23 protein-coding genes are annotated in these 23,944 nt (G+C 42.7%); 16 read left to right on the top strand and 7 right to left on the bottom strand.

Annotation, left to right across the window (positions count from 1 at the left end; translation table 11 throughout):
- The first annotated feature begins 1 nt into the window (after position 1).
- From ACSLBF_RS10245 to ACSLBF_RS10215, 7 genes are all read left to right on the top strand, one after another.
- Positions 2 to 1,012, top strand: a complete 1,011-nt coding sequence (locus ACSLBF_RS10245; protein WP_440053321.1) for a LacI family DNA-binding transcriptional regulator — start codon at positions 2 to 4, stop codon at positions 1,010 to 1,012.
- A 394-nt stretch (positions 1,013 to 1,406) separates the two neighbouring features.
- Positions 1,407 to 3,260 (top strand): phosphogluconate dehydratase, encoded by a 1,854-nt coding sequence (gene edd, locus ACSLBF_RS10240; RefSeq protein ID WP_440053320.1) that lies wholly within the window; start codon positions 1,407 to 1,409, stop codon positions 3,258 to 3,260.
- 24 nt (positions 3,261 to 3,284) lie between these two features.
- Entirely contained in the window at positions 3,285 to 3,905 is a 621-nt protein-coding gene (locus ACSLBF_RS10235; protein ID WP_440053319.1) for a bifunctional 4-hydroxy-2-oxoglutarate aldolase/2-dehydro-3-deoxy-phosphogluconate aldolase, read from the top strand.
- Between the two features lie 17 nt (positions 3,906 to 3,922).
- Positions 3,923 to 4,927, top strand: a complete 1,005-nt coding sequence (gene gap / locus ACSLBF_RS10230; RefSeq protein WP_440053318.1) for a type I glyceraldehyde-3-phosphate dehydrogenase — start codon at positions 3,923 to 3,925, stop codon at positions 4,925 to 4,927.
- A 204-nt stretch (positions 4,928 to 5,131) separates the two neighbouring features.
- Entirely contained in the window at positions 5,132 to 5,776 is a 645-nt protein-coding gene (adk, locus tag ACSLBF_RS10225) for an adenylate kinase (RefSeq protein WP_440053317.1), read from the top strand.
- A gap of 267 nt (positions 5,777 to 6,043) precedes the next feature.
- Complete coding sequence (locus tag ACSLBF_RS10220; protein ID WP_440053316.1) at positions 6,044 to 6,607, top strand: substrate-binding periplasmic protein; 564 nt, start codon at positions 6,044 to 6,046, stop codon at positions 6,605 to 6,607.
- 52 nt (positions 6,608 to 6,659) lie between these two features.
- On the top strand, positions 6,660 to 6,809 hold the full coding sequence (locus tag ACSLBF_RS10215) for a hypothetical protein (protein ID WP_440053315.1): 150 nt from the start codon (positions 6,660 to 6,662) through the stop codon (positions 6,807 to 6,809).
- 814 nt (positions 6,810 to 7,623) lie between these two features.
- Here the strand turns inward: ACSLBF_RS10215 and ACSLBF_RS10210 are convergent.
- Positions 7,624 to 8,775: a serine hydrolase domain-containing protein gene (locus ACSLBF_RS10210; protein WP_440053314.1), complete on the bottom strand. Its 1,152-nt coding sequence runs from the start codon at positions 8,773 to 8,775 to the stop codon at positions 7,624 to 7,626.
- A 520-nt stretch (positions 8,776 to 9,295) separates the two neighbouring features.
- On the opposite strand from ACSLBF_RS10210, the gene ACSLBF_RS10205 reads away from it, so the two are divergent.
- The 6 genes from ACSLBF_RS10205 to ACSLBF_RS10180 all read left to right on the top strand — a co-directional run bounded on the left by ACSLBF_RS10205 (position 9,296) and on the right by ACSLBF_RS10180 (position 12,423).
- On the top strand, positions 9,296 to 9,487 hold the full coding sequence (locus ACSLBF_RS10205) for a hypothetical protein (RefSeq protein WP_440053313.1): 192 nt from the start codon (positions 9,296 to 9,298) through the stop codon (positions 9,485 to 9,487).
- Positions 9,488 to 9,803: 316 nt separating this feature from the next.
- Positions 9,804 to 10,685 carry a hypothetical protein gene (locus tag ACSLBF_RS10200; RefSeq protein WP_440053312.1) on the top strand — a complete coding sequence of 294 codons (882 nt, stop codon included), beginning with the start codon at positions 9,804 to 9,806 and terminating at the stop codon, positions 10,683 to 10,685.
- Positions 10,686 to 10,798: 113 nt separating this feature from the next.
- Positions 10,799 to 11,227: a hypothetical protein gene (locus tag ACSLBF_RS10195; RefSeq protein WP_440053311.1), complete on the top strand. Its 429-nt coding sequence runs from the start codon at positions 10,799 to 10,801 to the stop codon at positions 11,225 to 11,227.
- A 25-nt stretch (positions 11,228 to 11,252) separates the two neighbouring features.
- Entirely contained in the window at positions 11,253 to 11,468 is a 216-nt protein-coding gene (locus ACSLBF_RS10190; RefSeq protein WP_440053310.1) for a tautomerase family protein, read from the top strand.
- Positions 11,469 to 11,492: 24 nt separating this feature from the next.
- Complete coding sequence (locus tag ACSLBF_RS10185; protein ID WP_440053309.1) at positions 11,493 to 11,903, top strand: GNAT family N-acetyltransferase; 411 nt, start codon at positions 11,493 to 11,495, stop codon at positions 11,901 to 11,903.
- 253 nt (positions 11,904 to 12,156) lie between these two features.
- Complete coding sequence (locus tag ACSLBF_RS10180; RefSeq protein ID WP_440053308.1) at positions 12,157 to 12,423, top strand: hypothetical protein; 267 nt, start codon at positions 12,157 to 12,159, stop codon at positions 12,421 to 12,423.
- A 431-nt stretch (positions 12,424 to 12,854) separates the two neighbouring features.
- On the opposite strand, the gene ACSLBF_RS10175 is transcribed toward ACSLBF_RS10180, so the two are convergent.
- From ACSLBF_RS10175 to ACSLBF_RS10160, 4 genes are all read right to left on the bottom strand, one after another.
- Positions 12,855 to 14,663, bottom strand: a complete 1,809-nt coding sequence (locus tag ACSLBF_RS10175; RefSeq protein ID WP_440053307.1) for a glycoside hydrolase family 9 protein — start codon at positions 14,661 to 14,663, stop codon at positions 12,855 to 12,857.
- Positions 14,660 to 15,538 carry an ROK family protein gene (locus tag ACSLBF_RS10170; RefSeq protein WP_440053306.1) on the bottom strand — a complete coding sequence of 293 codons (879 nt, stop codon included), beginning with the start codon at positions 15,536 to 15,538 and terminating at the stop codon, positions 14,660 to 14,662. Before ACSLBF_RS10170 ends, ACSLBF_RS10175 begins: the two co-directional genes overlap by 4 nt.
- Positions 15,538 to 16,758: an MFS transporter gene (locus ACSLBF_RS10165; RefSeq protein ID WP_440053305.1), complete on the bottom strand. Its 1,221-nt coding sequence runs from the start codon at positions 16,756 to 16,758 to the stop codon at positions 15,538 to 15,540. Before ACSLBF_RS10165 ends, ACSLBF_RS10170 begins: the two co-directional genes overlap by 1 nt.
- 87 nt (positions 16,759 to 16,845) lie before the next feature.
- Positions 16,846 to 19,506 (bottom strand): TonB-dependent receptor, encoded by a 2,661-nt coding sequence (locus ACSLBF_RS10160; RefSeq protein ID WP_440053304.1) that lies wholly within the window; start codon positions 19,504 to 19,506, stop codon positions 16,846 to 16,848.
- A 186-nt stretch (positions 19,507 to 19,692) separates the two neighbouring features.
- Here ACSLBF_RS10160 and ACSLBF_RS10155 point away from each other — a divergent pair, with 186 nt between their 5' ends.
- The gene (locus ACSLBF_RS10155) at positions 19,693 to 20,565 is read left to right on the top strand and encodes an AraC family transcriptional regulator (RefSeq protein ID WP_440053303.1); all 873 of its coding nucleotides are present in this window, start codon (positions 19,693 to 19,695) and stop codon (positions 20,563 to 20,565) included.
- Between the two features lie 221 nt (positions 20,566 to 20,786).
- Entirely contained in the window at positions 20,787 to 21,377 is a 591-nt protein-coding gene (locus ACSLBF_RS10150) for a hypothetical protein (RefSeq protein ID WP_440053302.1), read from the top strand.
- Positions 21,378 to 21,443: 66 nt separating this feature from the next.
- On the opposite strand, the gene cmoB is transcribed toward ACSLBF_RS10150, so the two are convergent.
- Positions 21,444 to 22,412, bottom strand: a complete 969-nt coding sequence (gene cmoB, locus ACSLBF_RS10145) for a tRNA 5-methoxyuridine(34)/uridine 5-oxyacetic acid(34) synthase CmoB (RefSeq protein WP_440053301.1) — start codon at positions 22,410 to 22,412, stop codon at positions 21,444 to 21,446.
- Positions 22,413 to 22,421: 9 nt separating this feature from the next.
- Positions 22,422 to 23,147 carry a carboxy-S-adenosyl-L-methionine synthase CmoA gene (gene cmoA, locus ACSLBF_RS10140; RefSeq protein ID WP_440053300.1) on the bottom strand — a complete coding sequence of 242 codons (726 nt, stop codon included), beginning with the start codon at positions 23,145 to 23,147 and terminating at the stop codon, positions 22,422 to 22,424.
- Between the two features lie 115 nt (positions 23,148 to 23,262).
- Here cmoA and ACSLBF_RS10135 point away from each other — a divergent pair, with 115 nt between their 5' ends.
- Positions 23,263 to 23,943: a DUF3334 family protein gene (locus tag ACSLBF_RS10135; protein WP_440053299.1), complete on the top strand. Its 681-nt coding sequence runs from the start codon at positions 23,263 to 23,265 to the stop codon at positions 23,941 to 23,943.
- Position 23,944: the final 1 nt, after the last annotated feature.

Genomic DNA, 23,944 nt, shown 5'->3' with positions numbered 1-23,944 from the left:
GATGAAGAAAGTTACCATTAACAGTGTTGCGGAGTATGCAGGCGTTTCTAAAAAAACCGTCTCTCGTGTATTAAATAATGAGCCAAATGTCAGTCCTGCAACTCGAGAAAAAGTACTTAAAGTATTTGAAGAGTTAAACTACAAACCCAATCCCATCGCGCGTGGACTAGCCCAAAATCGCAGCTTTATTATCGGCTGTTTATACGATAATCCGTCAAAAAGTTATATTACCCGTGTGCAAAGTGGTGCCTTGGAAGCTTGTCAGAAACACCATTACAATCTACTTATTCATCCTTGTGAATTACGTGGTGAAGCGTTGATTGACAACGTTGAACAATTACTGACGACCTCGCGACTTGATGGATTGGTACTGACACCACCGTTTTCTGATTCAAAGGAGCTGATTGCGTTTTTAAAGCAGCGTAATATTCCCTATGCGCGAGTGGCTTCAGCGATGGATGACGACTCTATTTCGGTTAGTAGTAACGACGAGCAAGGTGCGTTTGAACTCACTGAGCACTTAATCAAACTAGGCCACCGAGATATCGCTTTTATTAAAGGCCATCCTGATCACAGTGCGACAGAAAACCGTTTTGCAGGGTATCAACGCGCGCTCAAAAAGCATCAAATTCACTATCAGCCAAAGTTGGTTGCAGAAGGTAACTTTAGCTATCACTCTGGGGCGATTAGTGCCAAAGAAATTTTAGATATTTCACCTCGCCCAACGGCGGTTTTTGCCTCCAATGATTACATGGCGGCAGCGGTGCTTAAGATGGCGACGCAAAACAACATCAAAGTACCTGATGAGTTATCGATTGCTGGCTTTGATAATGCGCCGATCGCCAGACATATTTGGCCGGGACTAACCACCATTGCGCAACCCGTTGAAGAGATGACGATGTTGGCAGTAGAGGAGTTAATTAAGCAAATTACCACTCCTCAGGAAAAGCCCTTTCAAATGGTGCTTGAAGCTAAGCTTATTACACGCGAATCGACGCAAGCATTAGGGTAGCGATTTTAATTCAATTCACAATTTTACTTGTCCCAAAGCTCAGCCTTCACACTGAGCTTTTTTCTTTAAATATCAATTTCTTTTTGACAAAAAAACGACCCAGTTAATCGATAATAAGCGCGATAGTGTTTATTGGTTTGTGTTTTACCTTAACGATCTAGTTTCGGTCATTATTTGTTCATTTATTAAAATTAGACTAAATTTTATTAGAAGGGTTGACACCGGTGTCAGTGTTGTGAGTAAATATAGTGACACCGGTGTCAGGTTGGGGTGAGAGACAACCTGACAGCGTACCTTTGAACGGGTAAATCCAAAGCAGCTCTGTACAGTGATTGACACGAATGCTGTTGATCGTACAGAGCCTTTTTACTCTAACGATTAGAGAGTCAGAATTATGTTGCATCCACGAATTCAGGAAGTCACCGAACGCGTTATAGAACGGAGCAAAGCAACACGCCAAGCCTATTTGGCGCGCATCCAACAAGCAAAAAAACAAACGCGTGTCAGAGCTGGATTAGGTTGCGGAAACCTTGCACACGTCATGGCAGCCTGCTCAAGCAGTGACAAAGCCCGCCTTAAAGAAGACGAGCAACCAAACCTTGCCATTATAAACTCCTATAACGACATGCTATCAGCGCATGAACCTTATCAATTTTATCCAGAATTAATTAAGTCCGTTGCCCATAAATTTGATGCAACCGCGCAAGTCGCGGGCGGCGTTCCAGCAATGTGTGATGGCGTAACTCAGGGCCGTGATGGTATGGAGTTATCGCTTTTTTCCCGTGACGTTATTGCTATGTCTACGGCGGTGTCGTTATCACACGACGTTTTTGATGGCGTTTTTTGTTTAGGCGTATGTGACAAGATTGTCCCAGGGCTGTTAATTGGCGCGCTTTCTTTTGGCCATTTACCAGTATTTTTCTTGCCTGCGGGTCCAATGCAGTCGGGCATTCCAAACAAAGAAAAAGCACGTATTCGACAAAAGTTTGCACAAGGCCTAGTTAGTCGCGAAGAACTGTTAGAAGCTGAAAGTGCGTCATACCATAGTGCGGGTACGTGTACTTTTTATGGTACTGCCAACTCTAACCAGATGTTGATGGAAATTATGGGCTTGCATTTACCCGGTAGCTCATTCATCAACCCTTACACAGAGTTAAGAGAAGGTCTTACTGCTAATGCGGTTGAGACCATGCTAAAACAACTCATTGAAACCAAACAGGCCAATGCCCTTGCCGATGTGATCAGCGAAAAGGCGATCATTAATGGTCTTGTGGGTTTGTTGTCAACGGGTGGTTCAACCAACCATGCAATCCATTTGGTAGCGATGGCAAAAGCGGCTGGTGTGCAAATCACCTGGAAAGACATGGCTGATTTATCAGAAGTGGTCCCTTTGCTTACGCGCATTTACCCTAATGGACATGCCGATGTAAACCATTTCCAAGCAGCAGGTGGTATGGGCTTCTTGATGCGTGAATTGAGAGATGCAGGATTTTTGCACAATGACGTGAAAACCATTGTGGGTGAAGGTCTTGATGCTTACACCACCGAACCTGTTTTAGATATCGATCACAATTTGATCGTTACCGATAGCCAAGGCCCTGCAAAAGTGAAGTGGGTACCAGTTCCTGAAAATTCACTCGACGAAGAGGTACTTCGCCCAGTTGCTAACCCGTTTAACAAGCAAGGCGGATTGCAGCTGTTAAATGGAAATTTAGGTAAAGCAGTCATTAAGGTTTCTGCCGTACAAGAGCAGCACCAAACAGTAACCGCTCCAGCAAAAGTATTCAGTTCACAAAGTGAATTACAAGACGCATTTGCGCAGGGCAAGCTGAATCAAGACTTTATCGCGGTGATTAAAGAGCAGGGCCCGAAAGCAAAAGGGATGCCTGAACTACACAAATTAACGCCAGTGATGGCGACTTTACAAGATCAAGGTTTTAAGGTTGCTATCGTAACGGATGGTCGAATGTCAGGCGCTTCAGGCAAAGTTCCTGCAGCGATACATTTAGCGCCTGAAGCCGTCGATGGTGGCCCGATTGCCAAGGTGCATGAAGGGGATTTAATCACCCTAAATGCACCAAAAGGAGAGCTGATTCTACACATATCAGATGAAGAATTGGCCGCACGTGACTTGCAATTATCTGAACAAACACAGACCTATGGAACCGGTAGAGAGCTGTTTTCTGGGTTTAGGCATATAGTGAGCAGCGCGGATCAAGGCGCATGTTCATTTGGTATCGAAGAATAATAAAAGTTGGGAATGAGGGTGAGCATGAGCATTAAAGAGATTTTATCAGCGGCACCAGTGGTGCCGGTTATCGTCATCGATAACTTAGAAGATGCAGTGCCGTTAGCCACGGCGTTGTACAAAGGTGGCTTACGCGCGCTGGAGGTAACACTTAGAACCCCTGTTGCTGCGCAAGCGGTAAAAGACATCAAAGCTGCACTTCCAGACGCTTTTGTGGGTACTGGGACTGTCGTTGATAAAGCCACCTTTAATGCCTCGCTTGAAGCTGGCGCAGACTTTATGGTTAGTCCAGGTGTAAATGATGAACTGTTAGCGCTAGCTAAGAACTCACAAGTCCCATTTTTACCAGGCGCGGCAACACCAAGCGAAGCGATGCAGCTAGCATCTCACGGTTTTGAATTTTTGAAGTTTTTCCCAGCGGAAGCTGCTGGGGGCGCTGCTATGTTGAAGTCGATTGGCGGGCCACTTCCACAAATCAAATTCTGTCCAACAGGCGGAATTTCATTAGCAACGGCACCTAAGTATTTAGCACTGAACAATGTGGTTTGTGTTGGCGGTACTTGGATGCTCGATAAAGCACTTATCGCAAACAAAGACTGGCAAGCCATCGAAGCGCTTGCAAAACAAGCAAGTGAAGTTAAATAGATTAGGGGACGCTTATTATGATTAACATCGCAATTAATGGCTATGGACGTATCGGTCGCAACGTACTTCGTGCACTTTATGAATCTGGCCAAAACAATGAAATTAAAGTGGTTGCTATTAACGACTTAGCACCAGCTAATGTCAATGCACACTTAACTCAATTTGATTCGGTCCATGGGCGTTTTCAAGAAAACGTGGTGCTGAATGATAACACCTTAGTGATAGGTAACGACGAAATCACACTAACGCAGGAACGTGATCCTGCAAACTTGCCGTGGAAAGCGCTAAATGTTGATATCGTTCTTGAGTGTACAGGATTATTCACTTCAAGAGAAACTGCGGCTAAGCACATTGAAGCAGGCGCGAAAAAGGTTATCGTATCAGCCCCAGGCACAGATATGGATGCCACGGTAGTCCATGGCGTGAATAGTGATGTTTTAACGGCGGACTCAAATATTATTTCAAACGCTTCTTGTACCACTAACTGTTTAGCACCGATCGCTAAAGTGCTAAATGACAGCATAGGGTTAGAGCAGGGCAGCATGACGACTATCCACGCTTATACCAATGACCAAAACCTTTCTGACGTTTATCACAAAGACTTGTATCGTGCGCGCAGTGCGACGCAGTCAATGATCCCAACTAAGACAGGTGCTGCAAAAGCGGTGGGTTTGGTGTTACCTGAGCTTGCTGGCAAACTTGACGGTATGGCGGTACGTGTTCCAACTATCAATGTTTCACTGGTTGATCTTACTTTTGTCGCGAAGCGTGAAACTACCAAAGAGGAAGTTAACTCGTTATTGAAAGCGGCAGCTGAAGGTCCAATGCAAGAAATCTTAGAATACAACGAGCTACCTTTAGTTTCTATTGATTTTAACCACAACCCTGCGTCTTCAGTATTTGATTCAACACAAACCAAGGTTGAAGGTAAATTAGTTAAAGTCATGGCTTGGTACGACAACGAGTGGGGTTTCTCAAATCGTATGTTAGATCAGGTTAAAGCACTTGGTGCATTCTTATAAAACTGTAAAACGAAACGACAAAAAGCTCTGTTTAATACGGAGCTTTTTTATTTAAGACAAAGTTTGAAGCGTCCGCTTATCCGCTGTTGAAGTTATTTATGGTGCCAAAATCTTACCAATTAGTATAAGTTCCTTGAGAATCGGCACAGCATGTGGAAAAATTCACGATTCAAACACCAACAACTCAGAAACGAGGAATCAATTATGCGCATCATTTTGCTAGGCGCGCCGGGTGCAGGTAAAGGTACTCAAGCACAATTTCTAATGGAAAAATATGGGATCCCACAGATCTCTACTGGTGACATGCTTCGTGCAGCTATCAAAGAAGGCACGCCGCTGGGTCTTGAAGCTAAAAAAGTAATGGACGCAGGTCAGCTAGTATCTGATGAGATCATCATTGGTCTAGTGAAAGAGCGCATTGCAAAAGAAGATTGTGCAACAGGTTTCTTGTTAGATGGTTTTCCACGCACTATCCCGCAAGCTGACGCGATGAAAGAAAACGGCATCAAGATCGATCATGTTATCGAGTTTGACGTCGCAGACGAAATTATCGTTGAGCGCATGGGCGGCCGTCGTGTACACCCAGGTTCAGGCCGTGTTTATCACGTAGTTTACAACCCTCCTAAGGTTGAAGGTAAAGACGACGTAACTGGTGAAGACCTAATCATCCGTGATGACGATACAGAAGAAACAGTACGTAAGCGTTTAGGTATTTACCATGACCAAACTAAGCCTCTAGTCGATTACTACAGTGCTGAAGCGCAAGCGGGTAACACACAGTATCACAAGCTAGATGGTACTCAAGCGGTTGAAGCGGTGAGCAAACAACTTGGTGAGTTACTAGGTTAATTTGCATCAAATACACTGAAAAGGAGCCAAAAGGCTCCTTTTTCGTTTTAGGCCCTAAACCACCTACTTCAGTAGTTGGTTATCATCATTTAGGCATTGCTTGAAAAGTACTTATATTAATGCGTTATATTATTTTTAGGAAAAAACTAAGAAAAACTAAAAGGACATCCACGCCAATTTCATATGCTTGTACGACCAGCCATTGATATTCACCTTACTGATACTAAAATAATTGAATAAACATAACCTTAAAAGCTCGGTAAGTAGATGAAGAAGTCTCTGTTATTGTTGCTGTTGTTGAGCTGTAACGCGTTTGCTGAGCCCTTGCAATTTGTGTCAATTAATTACCTGATTGAGCAAGAAGTTGGTCGTCTGGTTTTACCTGAAATCTATCAAAAGCTTAATGTGTCGATTGTCATTACTCCTTATCCTGGAAAACGTGCCCAGCAGCTGGTGCGCAACGGAAAAAAACATGGTGAAATCATGCGCATTTTTAGCTACGGTAACGAAAATCCTCATACTGTCCGTGTTCCTACACCGTATTATAAGTTAGAGACGATGGCGTTTATTCGCAATGATGGCGAAGTTAATATTGAGAGTGTACAAGACTTAAGCCGATATCGAATTGCAAAAGTGCGTGGCGTAAAACACACCAATAACATCACTCAGGGAATGCCAAGGGTAGAGGACACAGATACCACAGTACAAGCACTCAATCTGGTGTCTAAAGGATTGGCCGACGTTGCGCTGACTAATCGTATTGATGGTTTAGTGATGTTGGCACCAGACGGGGATAGAAAATGTAATCCCGCATCAACACCGTTTTCGTGAGCTTGAGCTCTACCACTATATACACAAGGAACAGCAGCATTGGGTCGAGGAGGTGGATGCCGTATTGCGTCGCTTAAAGCAAAGTGGTGAACTGGCCGAGTTAATACGAAAAGCTGAAAATCGCGTTATCACCCAACACTGTCAGCAGAGCACAAAGGCAACTGAACTATGCCGACAGTACATGCTGCAAAAAGAAGATTAATACCAATTTGCTTAAATATCTCTCAAATTGATCAGATATTTAAGCAAATTGCTCTGAGATATAAGCATGAAAAGCTCTGTTCAGAATGGCAGACCAGCTTACTCACGTTTCTTTTTTGATCTATATCTGCCTATTCTTAACCCGATGTTGTGGTAAGTGTAGGCAGCTACACTGATTTAGTGACAGCTTATTAAAATAGAAACTTAGCAATTGTCATTTGAACAGCACTTAAGCGGGCCTGATCTACACAGCACGCAATTTGTTTATAAATGACAAGTATAAGTTTCTGTTTGGACAAGTAAAAGGACCTGTCAACGCACCACCTGAAACTTGAGTTTTTTGATCCGGTGCCAAGCCGTTGTTCGCAATGTTAAATGCCTTCATATTTTTTAACTAATTTGGGCTTCATTGTAGCTCTCCTTATGTAAAAAACAGCAACACCATGTGCTTTATGGTTACATACAAGGTTCTATTCGGCTTAAATTTCAACCTAAAATTAACTAATGAAGGTTGCTCGAAATGAGTAAAATATTTAAAAAGGTGCTTTTGGCATCGTTATCAAGTTTGTTGTTTAGTGAGTTCTGTATCAGCGTGTGCAGACAATAAATGCGCAGATCCATGGAGTGTTTTAGATCCTAAATGCTATAAACTCAGACAACAGTTTTTAAATGAGTGCTTTTGAATTCATTAAGGAGCTAGTTATTTAAACCCTTGCTGTGCAGGGTTTATCTTTTATATATGTTTCGATTTGTGATGCGTTATCAAATTACTTCTGCCTTACACTCGAAGTGGATAGAAATATTTTAAGGTCTAGTTAAAAAATCGCAGGATCAGTTACATCCCATATCTTCAACTTACTCAATATCTTGGGTAATTCATACGTGAAAATATCTGGATCAATGGATGAGCTGTTACACATGCCAACAAAGGATGTTTGCTCGGCGGGTCTGCGGATATAGCTTGTGCTAGTTCCCATCCAGCCACCATTATGAAAGGTGTAGTCTGGTTCTATGTATTGTCCGTTTGCGTAATAAGAGATCCCGTTGTTTTCCGCGGTGAATTGACTATTTGGCGTATTAAACTGCTCCATCAGCTTTTGCGGATCCTTGCCAAGTTTAGGCGCATAAAAGTGGTTATCCCAAATCAGCATATCTTCAAGCGTCGTATATAGTCCCCCATCACCGACCACAAAAATATTGGTTTCGTAGTGCTTTAAGCCGTCTTCAAAAGTCCTGTAGCCATAAGCACGGTTGGGCACTATTTCACGCATATCATCGGCAAAGAACGTGCTCTGCATGCCAAGGGGTTTAAACATAAATTGAGTGGTAAACTCTCGCATCGACTTCCCACTAACACGGGTTACTAATTCAGCCAGCAAAAAATAGGCGAAGTTACTGTAGGCTTGCTTTGTGTTAGGCCTGTGTGCTAACGGAAGCGATTTGATAACGTTATAGAATTCTTCGTTAGTAAGGTAGTCTTCATCACCAAGTCGAAACTTACCACCTGCACTCGATAGTAAAGGTTTTGGTAAAAGTTGTTGGAGGGTATCGAAATCTGCCATTCCTGAGGTATGACCTAGCATGGCGTTGATGGTTACTTTAACGCCATAATCATGCAAGTCAGGGAGATATTGACGTATGTCATCATCGAGATTGAGCTTGCCTTGATCAGCTAGTAGAAGTACCGCAAAGCCAGTGAATTGTTTAGATACCGATGCCATACGAAAAACTGACTTTGAATTAAGAGGTACTTGATGTTCGATATTTGCCAATCCATAACTTTTTTGGATAAGAAGTTGTCGATCCCGGATCACTCCCACCGTGCAGCCTGGACCTGCTACAGGTATTTTTTTTAGAGCTATTTTATCCAATTCAGCTTCAAGGGCAGCTAAAGCGGGCTTCTTTGCTGGAGAGGCATGAGGAAACAGCAATAAAGCTGTAATTGAAATCCATTTTATGAAATGCATTAGTTGTCCTTAATAATAATTCACTGAAATTGGGTTTAACTCGGAAACCCATTTAAGCCCGAGCTGTGAGTTTTTATCCTACACTTCTAATTTGGTCTTTAAAATCAGTTTTTTAGCTCTTAGATTGAAGGGGGTATAAAGAAGCAAGGAGGCAACTTATCAGATACTGGTCGACATCATTGTTTTTGATCCTGCTTGCTGTGTTGGGTTTTGTGTGGAGAAGATAAATAAATGGTCGTGCTGAACGTCGCAAGCGGTAGAAAGACCACACGCTCTACAAACTTGTCTATTAAATATTATCAATTGACCAACATTGGTGGTTCCGATTAAATGGACTTTGGACTTTGGACTTTGGACTTTGGACTTTGGACTTTGGACTTTGGACTTTGGACTTTGGACTTTGGACTTTGGACTTTGGACTTTGGACTTTGGACTTTGGACTATGCGATTTATTATAAAATTCAATCGTATAGTCGAGCATTACTACAAATAATAAACTCACTTTTTAACAGGACTTAAAATGAAACTTACGATAAGAAAAACGCAACTAAAGCAATTATCTGACAAACACGCCAACCTGCCGGTAAAAGCAACACCTCAGATTGGTGGTGGTCTGCAAGGCGCTTCAATTTCTGGTGGTGTGTTATGTGTAATCGTGTCTTTGATCGATTGTACGTCAGAGTGCACTAAGCTGGCGTGCCCACAAAGATAAAATACTCAGAAATCAAATTAGGTACTTTTAGCAGTAGGTACCTAACTTAACCGGAGTAAAACCACTCAGATCACGCACTGATTATGAAAAGCCAAGTAACCTTGTTCGAATGAATTAGTTAAATAAGGTTTATTGAAGCTGGCTCTAGCGTTGCTTATCACCGTAATTTTCGATAAGTAAAATCACTGTCATTGAATTACGCTGAGAGCCTAACCCTATTACTCAAAATCAACAAGAAATCATTAAAACATCAGCTTTTTAAAACAAAATCGGGTTAACCTTTTACTGCTTTATTAGACTTTAAGAAGGAAAAGCAATGAAACGTTACCTTGTGCAATTTGTACTGTCAGCTATGTGTTATTTAAGTAGTGCAGCCTGTATTGCTGAAGAACAATTACCAGCACCGGAAGGGCCTTACCTCGGCCAGCAACCACCAGGCATTATTCCTAAAGTGTTTGCACCAGGTTACGTATCTACCAGACATCGCGATCATAGCGTTTCGTTTACCCCAGACCTTAAAGAGTTATACTTTTCTCGCAAGGATATCGACACCGGAAAGTGGTGGATAATTCAATTCAAACAACAAAATAAGCAGTGGAAACAATCAATTATAGGTCCCAGAGTGGGACGTCCCATTCTTTCTCCTGATGGTAATACGCTGCATTTGGGCAGTAAATACATAACGCGTACGCCAAATGGTTGGTCAGAAATAAAAAGCTTAGGACCTTTGATTGACCGAGATGACTGGGGCATTATGCGCTTGTCTTCCTCCGCAGATGGAACGTATATCTTTGATGATTATAAAAATAATGACGTTTTACGTATCTCAAAAGTAAAACACGGTAAGCGACAGCCGGCAGAATTGTTGGGGCCGAAAATTAATGCAGGCATGTGGACGGCCCACCCATTTATAGCAGCCGACGGTTCTTACATCATCTGGGATAGTGAAAAGGAAGATGGTTATGGGGATACAGATCTTTATGTTAGCTTCTTACAAAAAGACGGCCACTGGGGCGATGCTATCAATCTTGGTGAAACCATTAATACTGATGGCATAGAAGCTGGTGGTTATGTATCTCCAGATGGTAAGTATTTCTTTTTCAATCGAACGCCATCAAAAGAGAAAATAGGTACAGATCACGAAGGCGATGTGTATTGGGTTGATATTCAAGCGATTGAAAAATTAAGGCATGAGTAAAAAGCTTCTGCCATAGATTTTCTCCATTTAGCTCTATCAAAGGGTATAGCTGCTTGATTTTTATACATTAGAAGGTCATTATAAAGCGCCAAACGTAAAGGAAGAGATAGGTGATGAGTCAGCCAACAGGGTGGGATATTTTAGCAGCGTTGTCGACATTTGGTCAGTTTTTAGTGGCTTGCTGGGTCGGCTGGTATGGGTATAGAAAATATCTATCAGATGAACATATAGAAGCCTCTGATGAAAGAATTGAGATTTTCTCTACTGCAAAACAATCAACCGAGTTACGTGTTACGGAGCGTGGATTAGAGTGCCATATTCACGATATTCGAGAGGGGCGTGGTGGGCACCAATGGACACTCACTAAATCTCAAGCTATTCCGGTACAAGTGACGCAAGCTGCCACATCGTCAAAATCAGGTAGACTAAGGATAGGAACTAGACACGGCTGGTTATATTCACACAAACTTTGGCCGGACCCTACCGAGTTGGAGATGAGAATTAATCAACTTATTAACAGCATAAGTAACCAATCAGCTTAAGGACAGACCTTTAGAAGGAACTAACATGCCAGTAGTCAATGTGCAAATCACCAAAGGCGCTACTAGAGAACAAAAAGCGGAATTAGTTAAAGATATCACCAATTCTTTACAAAGAGTGTTGGGTAAGCAGCCAGAATACACTCATGTGGTGATTCAAGAAATCGAAGAAGCGGATTGGGGTTACGCAGGTCTGCTTACGGATGATTGGAAAAAACAACAACACAGTAAGTCGGCGAAATAACTCATATTAAGTGGCATTAACGACATGGACATAACTGTTAAATTTACAAGGCCTGACACTCAAGATTATGTTGCACTCAGAGAGAAAGTTGGTTGGGGTGTTACGTCAATTAAACAAGCAAATACAGCGTTGAATAACTCTTTGTTCCATGTTGTCGCTTACCTGCATGATAAACTGATTGGAATGGCTCGAATTATTGGTGACGGTGCGATGTTTTTCTATATTCAAGATCTTGTTGTTGACCCCGACTATCAGCAGCAGGGCATTGGCGACATGTTGATGCGCCACACTGAATCTTATTTAGCGACGGTCGCGAAAAGCGGTGCAACCGTCGCTTTGTTATCAGCTAAGGGTAAAGAACCTTTTTATGCTCGCTACGGATACACTGAACGGAGTGGAACTTCACTGGGTCTCGGAATGTGTAAATTTATATAATTGATACGGAAGCTCAGGTATAAATATGCAAAATGCATTGTCATAACTAGACGTGAAATAAGCATACCAATAAACACGAGTAGTGTGTGCTGTTAATAGCTGAACGTTGTTCTGATTGGTTAATTCTCACCCTGCAATATGGTCATTTATTACTGCTTTTTAAGCGTAAAACACGACTTTTTCTCACTTGTATTTCAAAAGTAATTACTCTAAATTAGCGACTGTTCAAATTGGCTTAAGCAACGGAGATGCCGTGTTTAAATTTGTTACATGGGTACTCACCTTTACTGCATTTTTACTCGCAATCTTGTTTTTGATATCTGCAAATTACCTGCAAGCATTAACATTGCTTTTGGCAGGTTTGATAGTAACTCCCAATAATCAAACCGCAACTGAAATGACTCAAGTAAGGTTTTACAACAAGCACCTGATAAACGATACACCAGAGGTATCAGCAAGAGAATTACGCAATTTTATAGTGGCCGTCGGGATCATTGTAGCCAGTTTTTACATCAGATAGGATTACATTTGTTGCTGATATCCGGTTTTGAATGCACTCATGTTTCTTCGTTAAACTTCCGTATAGCTATAGAACAATACAGTAACAACTAACATGAGTGCTTGAGTTTTGGTGATTTAATTACAGCTATAAGTGTTAATTGATACAGGGCATGAGTAGTTAGGGTTGGAAATTGGCCCGCAACCTATTGCTGAAATACCACCTGCAACTTTTTTTGTCTTGCTCCTTAACAGCGTTTCAGAGCCAGTGGATAACGTCTTAATTTTCTTCTTTCTAAATGTCAATGTCATGATAATCTCCTTTCATGTTGGTTGTGTTATTCCACTAACGATTTTGTCGCGATTTATTCACCTGGGTAACTAGACAAAAGTCTAACAGCATGGCATCAGTTGATGATTTACCCAACGAGCGACAGGTGTTTACTGCTTGCTTTACATTGCCATCGTACTGCTTGCTAACAAAAACCAAGTGCTATGAGGTAGCCATTGTTCAACCCAACGCCAATTTTGCCAATCAGATTCTGGCGCAAACGCAATACCTTCATTTTTAGGGCTGTCACGCAAGCCTGTTATACCATTAGAGATCCCACCATAAATCATTTCTAGTCCTTTATAAGGAACCGGATTGTTGATGCCGAAGCCATTGAGCATAGTGATTTGATACGGGTTTCGACCAAGTATCCAATCAATCTGATTTTGCGCTAACAGCCCAAGTGGACGTTTAAGCTTATCGTACTCTGACAGGGTGTCGATGTGCTTTTTGGCAAGATGAATTGCAGTAGTCAATGACGATAACCTCGCGCTTTCCCCTTGCCACCAATAATTGGTTTCGTTAGCTTGCGGAATAAAAAAACCTACCTCGAGTTTTTGCTTCAACTTGCCTTTTTCAAAGCGCTTGAATACTTGCATCGGGTAATTAAAAGGATTGTTATGGCTGGTGTTAAGCGTGAGTTGATATTGAAGATGGGTAACTATGGTTTGTTTCACTTTTTCCGCTTTAGCCTTGTCCGTTTCTATATCTAAATATAGGCTCAATGCGACGATAGGGAATCCAGCTTCGGCGGCATGATAGTAAGGTCTGGGATTATCGCTGTTAATGTGGTTGCTGATAAACCATCCTTCAGGATGTAAGCGCTGAATGAGGTTCCTTGCTCTGACTCTGGCGTAAGTCAAATATTGCTGGTCTTGTGTCGCTTTATAAAGCTCGCTTGCAGCAAGCAAAGCGGTGTAGTCATCGATAATGTTCTCTTGGCCGTCATCACAGTAACTCAGGTTGTTTTTGACCAAATGAGCAAAACCTTTTTTGGCTGCTGCCAAATACTCCACTGCGGTAAAGGTTCCAGCTTTGTTGGTTTGTTTTGACAATTGGTAAGCTTGCGCCAAGGCTGCTATTGCTGCACCGCCACCTTCACGAAATGCTGCTTGATAGTGAGGTGTGTATTGACCATTTGGTCCAACATAGGCTGTGACCACGCGTTCAGCGCCTTTTTCTCCCCAGCGGTCATAAACCGTCATGTAGAAAAAACCATCAGAATCGAGTGTTCTGACCAAATAATCGGCTCCCCAAAAGGCTTCTTCGATAATCGCTTGATCGAGTTTTAAATCAGCGAAGTGGTGGGGAGCAGCCTGATAACTATAAGCTAATGCCCAAGCTGTAAAAGACAATTGTTGTGGGTTGAAAAAGTTAGCATAAGACAAATGAGAGAGATACTTACCTCTATCTCCTCCGGCATCATTCCAGCCTCCTTGGACATTGGCATATTTTTGTGTGCCGTAAAGACGAATGGAGTTATCCTGCTTCCAGTTATAGCGTTGATCGTTTCTGTTGTGTTTGAAGTAACTTAATAACGCGGCGGTGGTAGTGGTAAAGAGTCCGTGCTTGGCAATATTTACTGTTGTTGATTGCCCGTTAGCTAGTTGCAGCTGATATTGACCGCTTTGCTTAAAGGCGGAAAAGTCAGCGTGATAAAAGTAGCGATTAGCATCAGCTTGCCGCCATGCATTGAACTGACCATCGGCAGTTAGTTTACCAGAAAAAACCACCTGTTTTTTGTCCAGCAACTGAAAATGAAGCGCATCATCGGTCAGTGCTCGCGCAGAAGAAACAACCGCTACTTTGTTGGCAGTTTGGTTATACATAACTTGATTCGTATACAGTCTGGTATTGTCTGTTTTAGCTTGTACAGTTCCAATAAATACCAGCGAATAGACGATAAAAAGGGATAAAATGGCTTTCATCATGTTTCCTTAATATGCTGTAATGCAAGGCTCGCGGCACCTAGTAAAGCGCTTTCTTCTAGGCTTGCAGGAACTATCTGAAGCTTTTTTATCATGCTTGGATAAGGGAAATCCGCGAGCTGTTGCCATAGTGAGTCGATAAACAATTCGTATGACTTGGCAACTGAGCCGCCAAGGACAATCTTTTCAGGGTCGATGAGTAGCAGGAGATACTTAATTGCTTGAGCAAGGTGTTTGGAATATTGCACAAATGCATCAATGGCTGCTGGTACATTGTTTTTTGCTTGCAGAGCGAGAGATTCACCACTTTGTTGGTAATGGATGTGGAAAAAGCGACCGGAGCAATAATCGTCAAAGGTGGAATCCAAATAAGGTATTGAACCGACCTCGCCAGCACAGCAGTTGATACCTTGATATAGTTGTCTGTTGATAATGAGCCCAGCACCCACCCCAGTGCCTAAGCAGAGTCCGATAATAGCGCTATTACCTTGGGCGGCGCCAAACCTATGCTCTCCATAAGTAAAGCAATTGACATCGTTTTCGAGTAACACCGGAAGGCTAAAACGCAGCTCAAGTTGCTGTTGTAATGCCACACATTGCCATGCTGGAATATTTACCGCATTGAGTATTGTGCCTGTTTGTTGCTCAACAATGGCAGGAACACCGATAGCAATGATAGAGGTATCGGCTTGCTGTAATTGTTCAATGAGGTCACAGATAAACGTAAATATCTCAGTCTCATCTGCAAACGCGGGAAAAGCTTCACGTCTGAGATCCCGAAGGTGCTCGTTGCGGTACAAGCCTGCACAAACTTTTGTTCCGCCTATATCTATGGTAATAACGCTGCCATAAGCTTGCTTTTGTAGAGACTGCATCATTAACCTGCTTTTGCGACATCGTTGGCTTTGAAAAGACGAATCGTTTTATTTTTAATCAGAGGTTGAGCGCGTAAACCAACATAAAAAATATAACCGAGAGTCAGGTAGACAAAGCACATGCCGAGTCTCAAACTATTGGTTGAATCCGCGATAAGGCCGATAATAGGTGAAGCTAATCCGCCTCCCACGATACCGGTACATAAAATTCCAGTAAAAGCACCATGATGTTGTGCAAGAGAATTTAATGCCAATGAGACAATCACAGACCACATGACTGATAAGAAAAAGCCCACGGCTGGAAACGCAAACAATGCGACTTCTTTAGGCCCAAACAATGCTGCTGTAAGACTAAGCATGGCCAACAAGGCAAAAGAAATTAACACAATACGGCTATCAAGAAGCTTCACTAATCCGAGCCCAACAACACAACCAATGGTGAGCATTAGCCAAAATTCACTGACGACTTTTGCACCTACAGCGACGCTATCAAGCTGGTGGTATTGCTGTAAAAAGAGTCCAATGCCATTGGCGACGCCTTGCTCGGTGCCAACATAAGCGGCAATTGCAACAAAGAACATGATCACCGTTTTGTTTTTGATTAGGTCGAGGTAAACGGAACTATGGGCTTGGCGTTCATCTTCCTTTTTGTCAATTATGGGAAATCTGATTAATGCGCAAATAATAAGCATAAGCACGCTTATACCTGCAAATAACCAGTACATATTGAGCCATGCAAAGCCTTGAGTTGGTGTCTTTGATACCAGTAAGGCATAAATAAGTGGACTGACCGTCGCCGCTGCACCAAACAACAACTGACCTAGGATAGAGAAAAATGCAAAGTTTTCTTCTTTACCTGCGACTCGAAGTAAAGGGTTTATGGCAACTTGCAGCATTGCCATACCTGTGCCGATAAAAAATAGAGATAACATGGCCATGGCGAAAGTCGGAATCGACGCGAAAAGGGTTGAGCCAGCACAGGCGAGTGAAAACGCAGTGATCATCACTGCTTTTTCGCCAAACCGTTCGATGGCCCAACCAGAAGGTATCGACATCACACCATAAGCGGCAAAAAATGAAAGGGGTAAGAAACCTGCAAGCGTTAGGCTGATTTCAAAATCAGACACTAACTCGGGAAATATCGGGCCAAGAATATTGGTAATAAATGAAATAACAAAAAACACTACCAGAACCAAGGCGAGGGATGCTGTATTATTTTTCATGACTTTTCCTCATTTAAGGCAATGCGAAAGATATAGCGGAGTAGAAAAGAGAAAGTGTTTTACACTTTCTCTCGGTGGCAGAGTTGATTAATAACTCAAGTTAAAGCGTACGCCGTACATACGCGGGGGATTATATGAATTGAATTGATAACCGCCATTTGCTGCTTGTCCCATCCAGTTCTTAACCACTTCATCACCTAAGTTGGTACCGTAAAGCTCCACATACCAGTCAGCATCGTTGCTGGACAGTTTTATGGCTGCATTGATATTGGTATATGCATCCTGATAATCACCCACGACTTTGTTATCTAGGTTTCTTGGGGTGAAATACATGGTGTCTTGCCAACGAACACTCAGCCAAGGTTCTAAAGTCAGACCCGACGGTAATTCAATATAATGTGAATAAGTTAATCCAATAGAATGCTCTGGCGAGTTGGGTAATTGATTGCCGGTGACATCGTATAGCCTTCTGCCACTCAGATGTGGTTTAGAAGAGTCGACGAATAGATCTGCACAGGGTTCAGCACCAAACTCTTCACGATAACCACAGATCCAGTTGTCATTGTAAGTGTCATAAGATGTGATCTCCGTGTCTAGCCAAGCATAAAAGCCTTTCAAGCGACCATTTTCCCAAGGGATATAGTCCCATTCTAACTCGATACCCATGATGTCTGCCTCTCCAATGTTTTCGGTTTTCCAAGCAGACACCACATCACAGGCTTGATCCCAATCAGGGCACTCGCGGTCTAGAATTTTTTGTCCAACAGCATGCATTGCGGTGCTGTGCATATCTTGGTACTTAGTCAAAAATAGAACAGCGGTGAAATTTAAAGACTGATCTAGTAAAGAACCTTTATAGCCCAGCTCATAGTTTGTTGTGGTTTCAGGGTCGTAGTCTAAGAAGCTAAATTTTTCGGTTGAACCGTCGACACAAGTGCCACCGCCACAGGTGTCGAACTTGTCACCAAATCCTCCCGGACGGTATCCCGTAGCAACAGATGCAAACACCATATTTTTGGCATCCAAATCATATTGAATACCAGCGCGCCATGTGGTCTTGCTCCAGGATTTGGAGTAGGTGTTGATAGTTGGACCCGAATAGGCAGATGCGCCTGCAAACGGACCCATGCCAAAGGTTAAATCGGTTCCATTGTGAGCAATACCAGTTCCTAATGGGTAAAGAGGCTCATGTTTGTCATTGTAGTACCAAGGTGTATCAGCGCTCCAACTGCCGTAAGTTGCGCCATCGTTGTCAGTTCGCTCATCTTCGGTGTAGCGCACACCAAGTGTTGCGGTTAAGTCTGGCGAAAAGTGATAATTGCCTTGAGCGAAGAGTGCTTTTGATTCAATTTCACGCTTTGGCTGATTGTAGTATTGCCCGTATGGCATTCCCCAAGGAGCGCGTACCAACATGTCTTGGGCAAAAATGATAGCGTTGTCTTCTTTAAGCCAAAATAAACCGGCGACATAATCAAACTGCTCAAAAGTTTGCTGGATTTGTAGCTCGTTGACGAAAGACTTATATTCAGAATCCAAGGTATAACTTGCTCTATCATCAACATATTGCCGACCCCAGTTACCCCAAGAATAGGAAATATCCACTTCTTCAGGTATCGCATGATAACCTACATCATCATCATGGAACTGGACACGTTTTTGATTTGCATAGGCAAAGCGGTGTTCAATATTGGTGTTGGCGTCATACTGCCAGCTAAACACGCTGCGCAGAGTGTCGATACTCATATCCAGCTTACCGGGCACATTGATTTTAACCGTTTGATCAAAATGATCGTCGCTATCACACGCATAACGCGTGCCTTTTGCTGCTTCACAGTCTTTGAGATTAACGTGACCGGCACCATCGTTTTTGTAGTGTTCAAAGCCGATACGCCAAGATTTGTCATTCGCAACTTGCCACAATGCGGTTAATCGCAATCCCCATTGGTCAGAGTTGGTATAAAAATCAGAAGGGTCGAGCTTTTTATTTAACCTTTGGTCGACATCCGGTACGCCGTCTTTACCCACCCATTGCAGGTTATTGGCATCATCACCAACAGCAACTTTCATCCCTCTGTCCGTCATATCAGGCACTTGATTGATATAGCCATCGCGTTTATCAATCATTAGCGCAGCTCTGAGCGCAAAGTTGTCACTGATCCCAAAGTTGTAAACACTACGTAGTTGTTTGCCACTGTAGTTGCTCAACTGCAACGTTGACCAGCCATAGTTGTCGTCAAACTCTGGTTTGGCAGGAATAACATTAATAACACCCGCAGTTGAGTTTCGCCCAAACAGAGTGCCTTGTGCACCACGCAGTACTTCAACCTGTTCCAAATCAAACATCAGCGCCAAAGAGCCTTGCGGGCGAGGGGAGTAAATACCGTCAATATGGATACCCACCGCAGGGTCGCCAATCTCGGTAAAGTTGGTAGAGGTGACACCACGAATAGCAGCCTTAACACCAGAGTCTGAGGTTGAAAGTCCAAGCTGTAAGTTAGGGATCATGCCATTTAGGTCGGCAATCTCTTTGATGTTTTGCTTCACCAATGAGTCTGGTCCCATAGCGGTAACTGCAACCGGTGTTTTCATCAAATTGGTCACAGTCTTAGTGGCGGTAACCTCAATGACTTCAATTTTGTTTTTATCGTCACTGCTTTCTTCAGCGTATACCGTCTGGCTAAAAGAGATTGAAAGTGCGATACAAACAGCACTTCGTAAACGGGTAATGCGAAATGGATTCCTTGGCATAATAACTCTCTCTTTGATTACGAATGGTCAACAGCAATCCGATAAATTTAAACTCGTTGTTAATCGCTGAAGGCTTGTGTACTAAACATGTAATCAGTGTGCCTCAAAATTTTACATTTGATTGGTACTTTTGTATCCAATTCTGATACTATCGTTGCATGCTTAATCGGAATATTTGCCTGTGTAATGAAACCCATGTTCGAAAAAGTCATTCCATCACCGAGCGCCTCTTGGCGTTTTTGGCGTTATGAGATTGATGAAATTGAGTTCAATTGGCATTACCATCCTGAGTATGAAATAGCATTAACTCTGAATAGCTTTGGACAACGCTATGTGGGGGACAATATTGCTGAGTATGGTGATATTGATATGGTGCTGTGTGGGCCTCATCTACCACATACCTGGCATTCATATGACTCAGTTAAAGGAACAGAGCAACGAGTTTATGTGGCGCAGCTTCCTGCTGTTTGGTTAGAAACTTTGGTGTCCAGCATGCCAGACTTAGCGACCCACAAAGTGCTGTTAGAGAAGTCTTTGCGTGGTATCCGTTTCTCTCAGCATGTCGCAAAAAAAGCCATTGCGCTGTTCGAGTCAATGGAAGTCGCGCCAGTCAGTGAGAGATTAATTTTACTGTTACAGGTATTAGAGTTGATGAGTCAGGATACGCAGACAGAAATACTGGCCAGTGCAGGTTACCGAGTGGAAATCACCGCAGATCAAAGTACCGATAAACTGGATAAAATCATGCGCTTTATTCACCAACACTATACTCGACCCTTGCTGGCGGAGGAAGTTGCAAAAATAGTCCATATGAGCACTCCGCATTTTCATCGCTTTATTAAACAAAGAACGGAACAAACGTTTACGGAACTGGTTAATCAACTTCGGATCAGCAAGGCGTGTTCTTTGTTGACCAATACTAAAACCCCCATCAGTACGATAAGTGATATGTGTGGATTTAATTGCCTTTCTAATTTTAATCGTCGTTTTGCGGCAACCAAGCGGATGACGCCAACGGCTTTTCGTAAAACCTATCAACGACGACATGCGTTATTATGAGTGAAATATTACTGTTCGATATTTTAATATAATCATTGGTGTTGTATTGGTTATTTTCCCTTAATTATTTGTTTTTAAATTATTAATTTTTGTTCCTGCTATCTGTAATTGTCTGTAATGGTCATATTTGTTGAATAGTTCTACACTGAGGGTTGGGCAGTATTGGGTACATCTGCTTTAGCTTGATATGGTGAGCAATGACGTTTACATAGGCTGGTAACATGAAGCTTTCTGAAGAAGAAACACAATTCATTAGTAGTGTGCTAGAACAAGAGCAAGAGCCTCACTTTGATGTTCTTATGAGAGATAAGCAGGCGGAAGAAGCAAAACAATGGCTGTGTACTTTGAGTCAAGCAACCGATATTCAGCTCGTTGCAAAGGTAAACTCAGAATTGGTGTATTTTCCGGCACATTTACACACTAGTGAAGACGGAACGACTACTTTTTCTTGCGATGTACCAAATATTTTTGCCGCAGACTCTTCTCGGCGTCATTGGATAACCAAGCAATTGTCGGGCATAGTGTTAAAGGTACCAACCTTAGGCCCTACATTCACGGTATTGTCGTTATCTTTGTCAGGGTTAGTGATCAGAACTCACCCTTTTATTGCCAAATATCTACAACATTCACTTACCCAAACGGCGGTGACTATCTTGCTACCGCATGGTAGGCACGCGACTTTTGATGTGGTGATATCTCAATACGTTAATGACACGGCTTTGGCACTTGAAATTATGGATATTCATGATGGGCTTGGAGATTTGAAGCAGACGATTTTTGAGCTGTATAGTCAATCTTTACGAGAGTTTTAGGGGAGAAACAATTTTGCGGTGAATATTGAGAAGCGCGTTCACGCTTCTCAGATGATGGCGCTAGCGCTAGGCGGTTGCTGTAACAATCGCTCGAAGTGGCGCTGGATAGCCTTCGATGGTCTTACTATGATCCGTGGGATCCAAGAAGTCCACTAACGACTCAGTTTCCATCCATTCAGTACTGCGTTGTTCTTCTAAAGATGTGATGTCTTTGTCGACTACCTTGATATTCTTAAAGCCAACGCGCTCCAGCCATAATGTCAGAGCGTCACAGCTAGGAATAAACCACACATTGCGCATCTTTGCGTATCTATCAGTAGGAACTAACACTGTATTTACGTCACCTTCAATAACTAACGTCTCTAGCACTAACTCTCCGCCTTTCCGCAGTTGTGCTTTGAGCTGGGCTAAGAAATCTATTGGTGACCGGCGATGGTATAACACGCCCATCGAAAACACTGTGTCGAATGCTTTTAATTCAGGTAATTGTTCTACTCCCAGTGGGAGTAAATGTACATTTGGATCAGGGTTGAAGTGCTTTATGGCTTGAAACTGACACAAAAATAGGTCCGAAGGGTCGATGCCAACCACGAGCTCTGCGCCTTCTCCACGCATGCGCCAAAGGTGATAACCTGAACCACAGCCAATATCCAAAACGGTACGACCGTGCAAATCACTGATGTGTGGCAACAGTCTGTCCCATTTCCAATCACTTCGCCATTCCGTATCAATATGTATACCGTGTAAATGGAATGGACCTTTGCGCCATGGCATCATGCGCTTAAGCAGGTGGGTCAATTGTTTCTGATGCCCTTCGCTTACATTACTGCCGTCACCTATTTCGACTCGGTCTTTGATGTTCACATGCTCAGTGGCTATCTCAGGCAGGTTCTTTAATACTTTTTCCCAAGCGGGCCAGTCACCATGTTGGGCTTCTTTTTGCCAATGAGTAAGTTGAGCGGGTAGGGTGTTTAGCCAGTGACTCAAAGAGGTTTTTGCTATTTGTGCATAAAAATCAGTAAACCAATTATTCACGATGCCACCTTATTTAATTGCAATCATGGAACAGAAATTAAAACATTGATACCAGACCTGAGTTTGCTGAAAACCAATCTTATCTAGGCGTTGTAAATGAGCGCTGAGTTGATCAGGGCGCATTACGTTTTCGATGGCGGTACGCTTTTGACTGATCTCTAATTCCGAGTAGCCGTTATGTCTTTTAAAGTCGTGATGTAAGTCAATCAAAATATTGTCTTTTTGATCGTTCTCACCGCGGATCTTTTCGCTTAATAACAGCACGCCACCGGGTTTAAGACCGTTATAGATCTTTTCCAGTACGGCATAGCGTTGTTCTGGTGTAATAAACTGCAATGTGAAATTCATCGCGACAACAGAGGCATTTTCAATTTCAATGTCATTGATGTCACCTAAAGTTACATCCACAGGCACGTCTGATTTAAAGCCCTTTAGATGTAGCTTACAGCGCTCCACCATCGGGGCTGAGTTATCAACCGCAATGATTTGGCAGTTTTCTTTGTCGATGTTTCGGCGCATACTCAGTGTGACCGCACCGAGCGAACAACCCAAGTCATAAAGATTCGAATTACTTTGCGCAAAACTACCCGCAAGTTTACCCATAGTGCTGACAATAGTCGCATAGCCGGGCACTGAACGCTGGATCATATCAGGGAATACTTCTACGACGTTTTCATCAAAAGTGAAGTCTTTTACTTCCTGCTCTGCGGCATAAATACTGTCTTTGCCTGTCACGCTGTGTCTCTCTTTGAAAATAATCCCGCTATTTTACCATTTTATGCTGGATAGTCAGTGATAAATTGAGTAGCTTGGCTACTATTAATTATAAGAAGTAAAAATTGGACACAAAATGGCGAAAAATAAAGTGATTAGCACAGAAGATATCCTCTCAACCCTATGCCACTCAGTGACGGAAGTCCTATCATCAGCAAGTGGTAATGACATTGGCTATTCAGCCATGGTGCAGAAAATTACTCGTACTTGTATGCGCCCAGATATTGGCTGTTTTGTTTTATTTGATGGCGGTTTTACAGGACTTGTCGTGACAAATTTTACCGCTCAAGCTGCGATGGAGGTCTACACCGATTACATGCGAAACATGGGTATGCCTGAAGAAGAGATTGCTAAAAGTCATTTGTCGGATGATGTGGCAAACGTATTAGGTGAGTTAATGAACCAAATCGTGGGTGACTTCACCAACAAAGTTCGAGAACAGCTACATACCTCAATTACGCAGAATCAGCCAAAAATGATGGCCATTAACAAGCAGGTTCAAATTTCGGTTGATACGACGATGGACAGGCCACAGGCACGCAGAGTGACATTTACGACTCAAGGTCAGAATATCTTTTATCTTGAGCTTGCAATGGATAAAACTGAGTTTATCAAGCTTCATGATTTTGATATTTCAGAATCGGTTGACCCAGATGACATCATTGCTAGCCAAAACAAATCGAACAAGGCAAAAAAAGCGGAACAGACGACGGAAGATGTTGCAGACGACGATTTTATGAGTGAATTAGGTCTGTAAT

The organism is Pseudoalteromonas sp. T1lg65 (assembly GCF_051930985.1).
Taxonomy (GTDB): domain Bacteria; phylum Pseudomonadota; class Gammaproteobacteria; order Enterobacterales; family Alteromonadaceae; genus Pseudoalteromonas.
This window is presented reverse-complemented; position numbering and strand designations above follow the sequence as displayed.

Coding starts and splice junctions, on each gene's coding strand:
- edd (WP_440053320.1), top strand. CDS start 1,407: ATGTTGCATCCACGAATTCAGGAAGTCACCGAACGCGTTATAGAACGG.
- ACSLBF_RS10135 (WP_440053299.1), top strand. CDS start 23,263: ATGGCGAAAAATAAAGTGATTAGCACAGAAGATATCCTCTCAACCCTA.
- ACSLBF_RS10200 (WP_440053312.1), top strand. CDS start 9,804: ATGAAACGTTACCTTGTGCAATTTGTACTGTCAGCTATGTGTTATTTA.
- gap (WP_440053318.1), top strand. CDS start 3,923: ATGATTAACATCGCAATTAATGGCTATGGACGTATCGGTCGCAACGTA.
- ACSLBF_RS10150 (WP_440053302.1), top strand. CDS start 20,787: ATGAAGCTTTCTGAAGAAGAAACACAATTCATTAGTAGTGTGCTAGAA.
- ACSLBF_RS10170 (WP_440053306.1), bottom strand. CDS start 15,538: ATGATGCAGTCTCTACAAAAGCAAGCTTATGGCAGCGTTATTACCATA.
- ACSLBF_RS10195 (WP_440053311.1), top strand. CDS start 10,799: ATGAGTCAGCCAACAGGGTGGGATATTTTAGCAGCGTTGTCGACATTT.
- ACSLBF_RS10235 (WP_440053319.1), top strand. CDS start 3,285: ATGAGCATTAAAGAGATTTTATCAGCGGCACCAGTGGTGCCGGTTATC.
- ACSLBF_RS10175 (WP_440053307.1), bottom strand. CDS start 14,663: ATGATGAAAGCCATTTTATCCCTTTTTATCGTCTATTCGCTGGTATTT.
- ACSLBF_RS10165 (WP_440053305.1), bottom strand. CDS start 16,758: ATGAAAAATAATACAGCATCCCTCGCCTTGGTTCTGGTAGTGTTTTTT.
- ACSLBF_RS10185 (WP_440053309.1), top strand. CDS start 11,493: ATGGACATAACTGTTAAATTTACAAGGCCTGACACTCAAGATTATGTT.
- ACSLBF_RS10220 (WP_440053316.1), top strand. CDS start 6,044: ATGAAGAAGTCTCTGTTATTGTTGCTGTTGTTGAGCTGTAACGCGTTT.
- ACSLBF_RS10205 (WP_440053313.1), top strand. CDS start 9,296: ATGAAACTTACGATAAGAAAAACGCAACTAAAGCAATTATCTGACAAA.
- ACSLBF_RS10160 (WP_440053304.1), bottom strand. CDS start 19,506: ATGCCAAGGAATCCATTTCGCATTACCCGTTTACGAAGTGCTGTTTGT.
- adk (WP_440053317.1), top strand. CDS start 5,132: ATGCGCATCATTTTGCTAGGCGCGCCGGGTGCAGGTAAAGGTACTCAA.
- ACSLBF_RS10210 (WP_440053314.1), bottom strand. CDS start 8,775: ATGCATTTCATAAAATGGATTTCAATTACAGCTTTATTGCTGTTTCCT.
- ACSLBF_RS10155 (WP_440053303.1), top strand. CDS start 19,693: ATGAAACCCATGTTCGAAAAAGTCATTCCATCACCGAGCGCCTCTTGG.
- ACSLBF_RS10190 (WP_440053310.1), top strand. CDS start 11,253: ATGCCAGTAGTCAATGTGCAAATCACCAAAGGCGCTACTAGAGAACAA.
- ACSLBF_RS10245 (WP_440053321.1), top strand. CDS start 2: ATGAAGAAAGTTACCATTAACAGTGTTGCGGAGTATGCAGGCGTTTCT.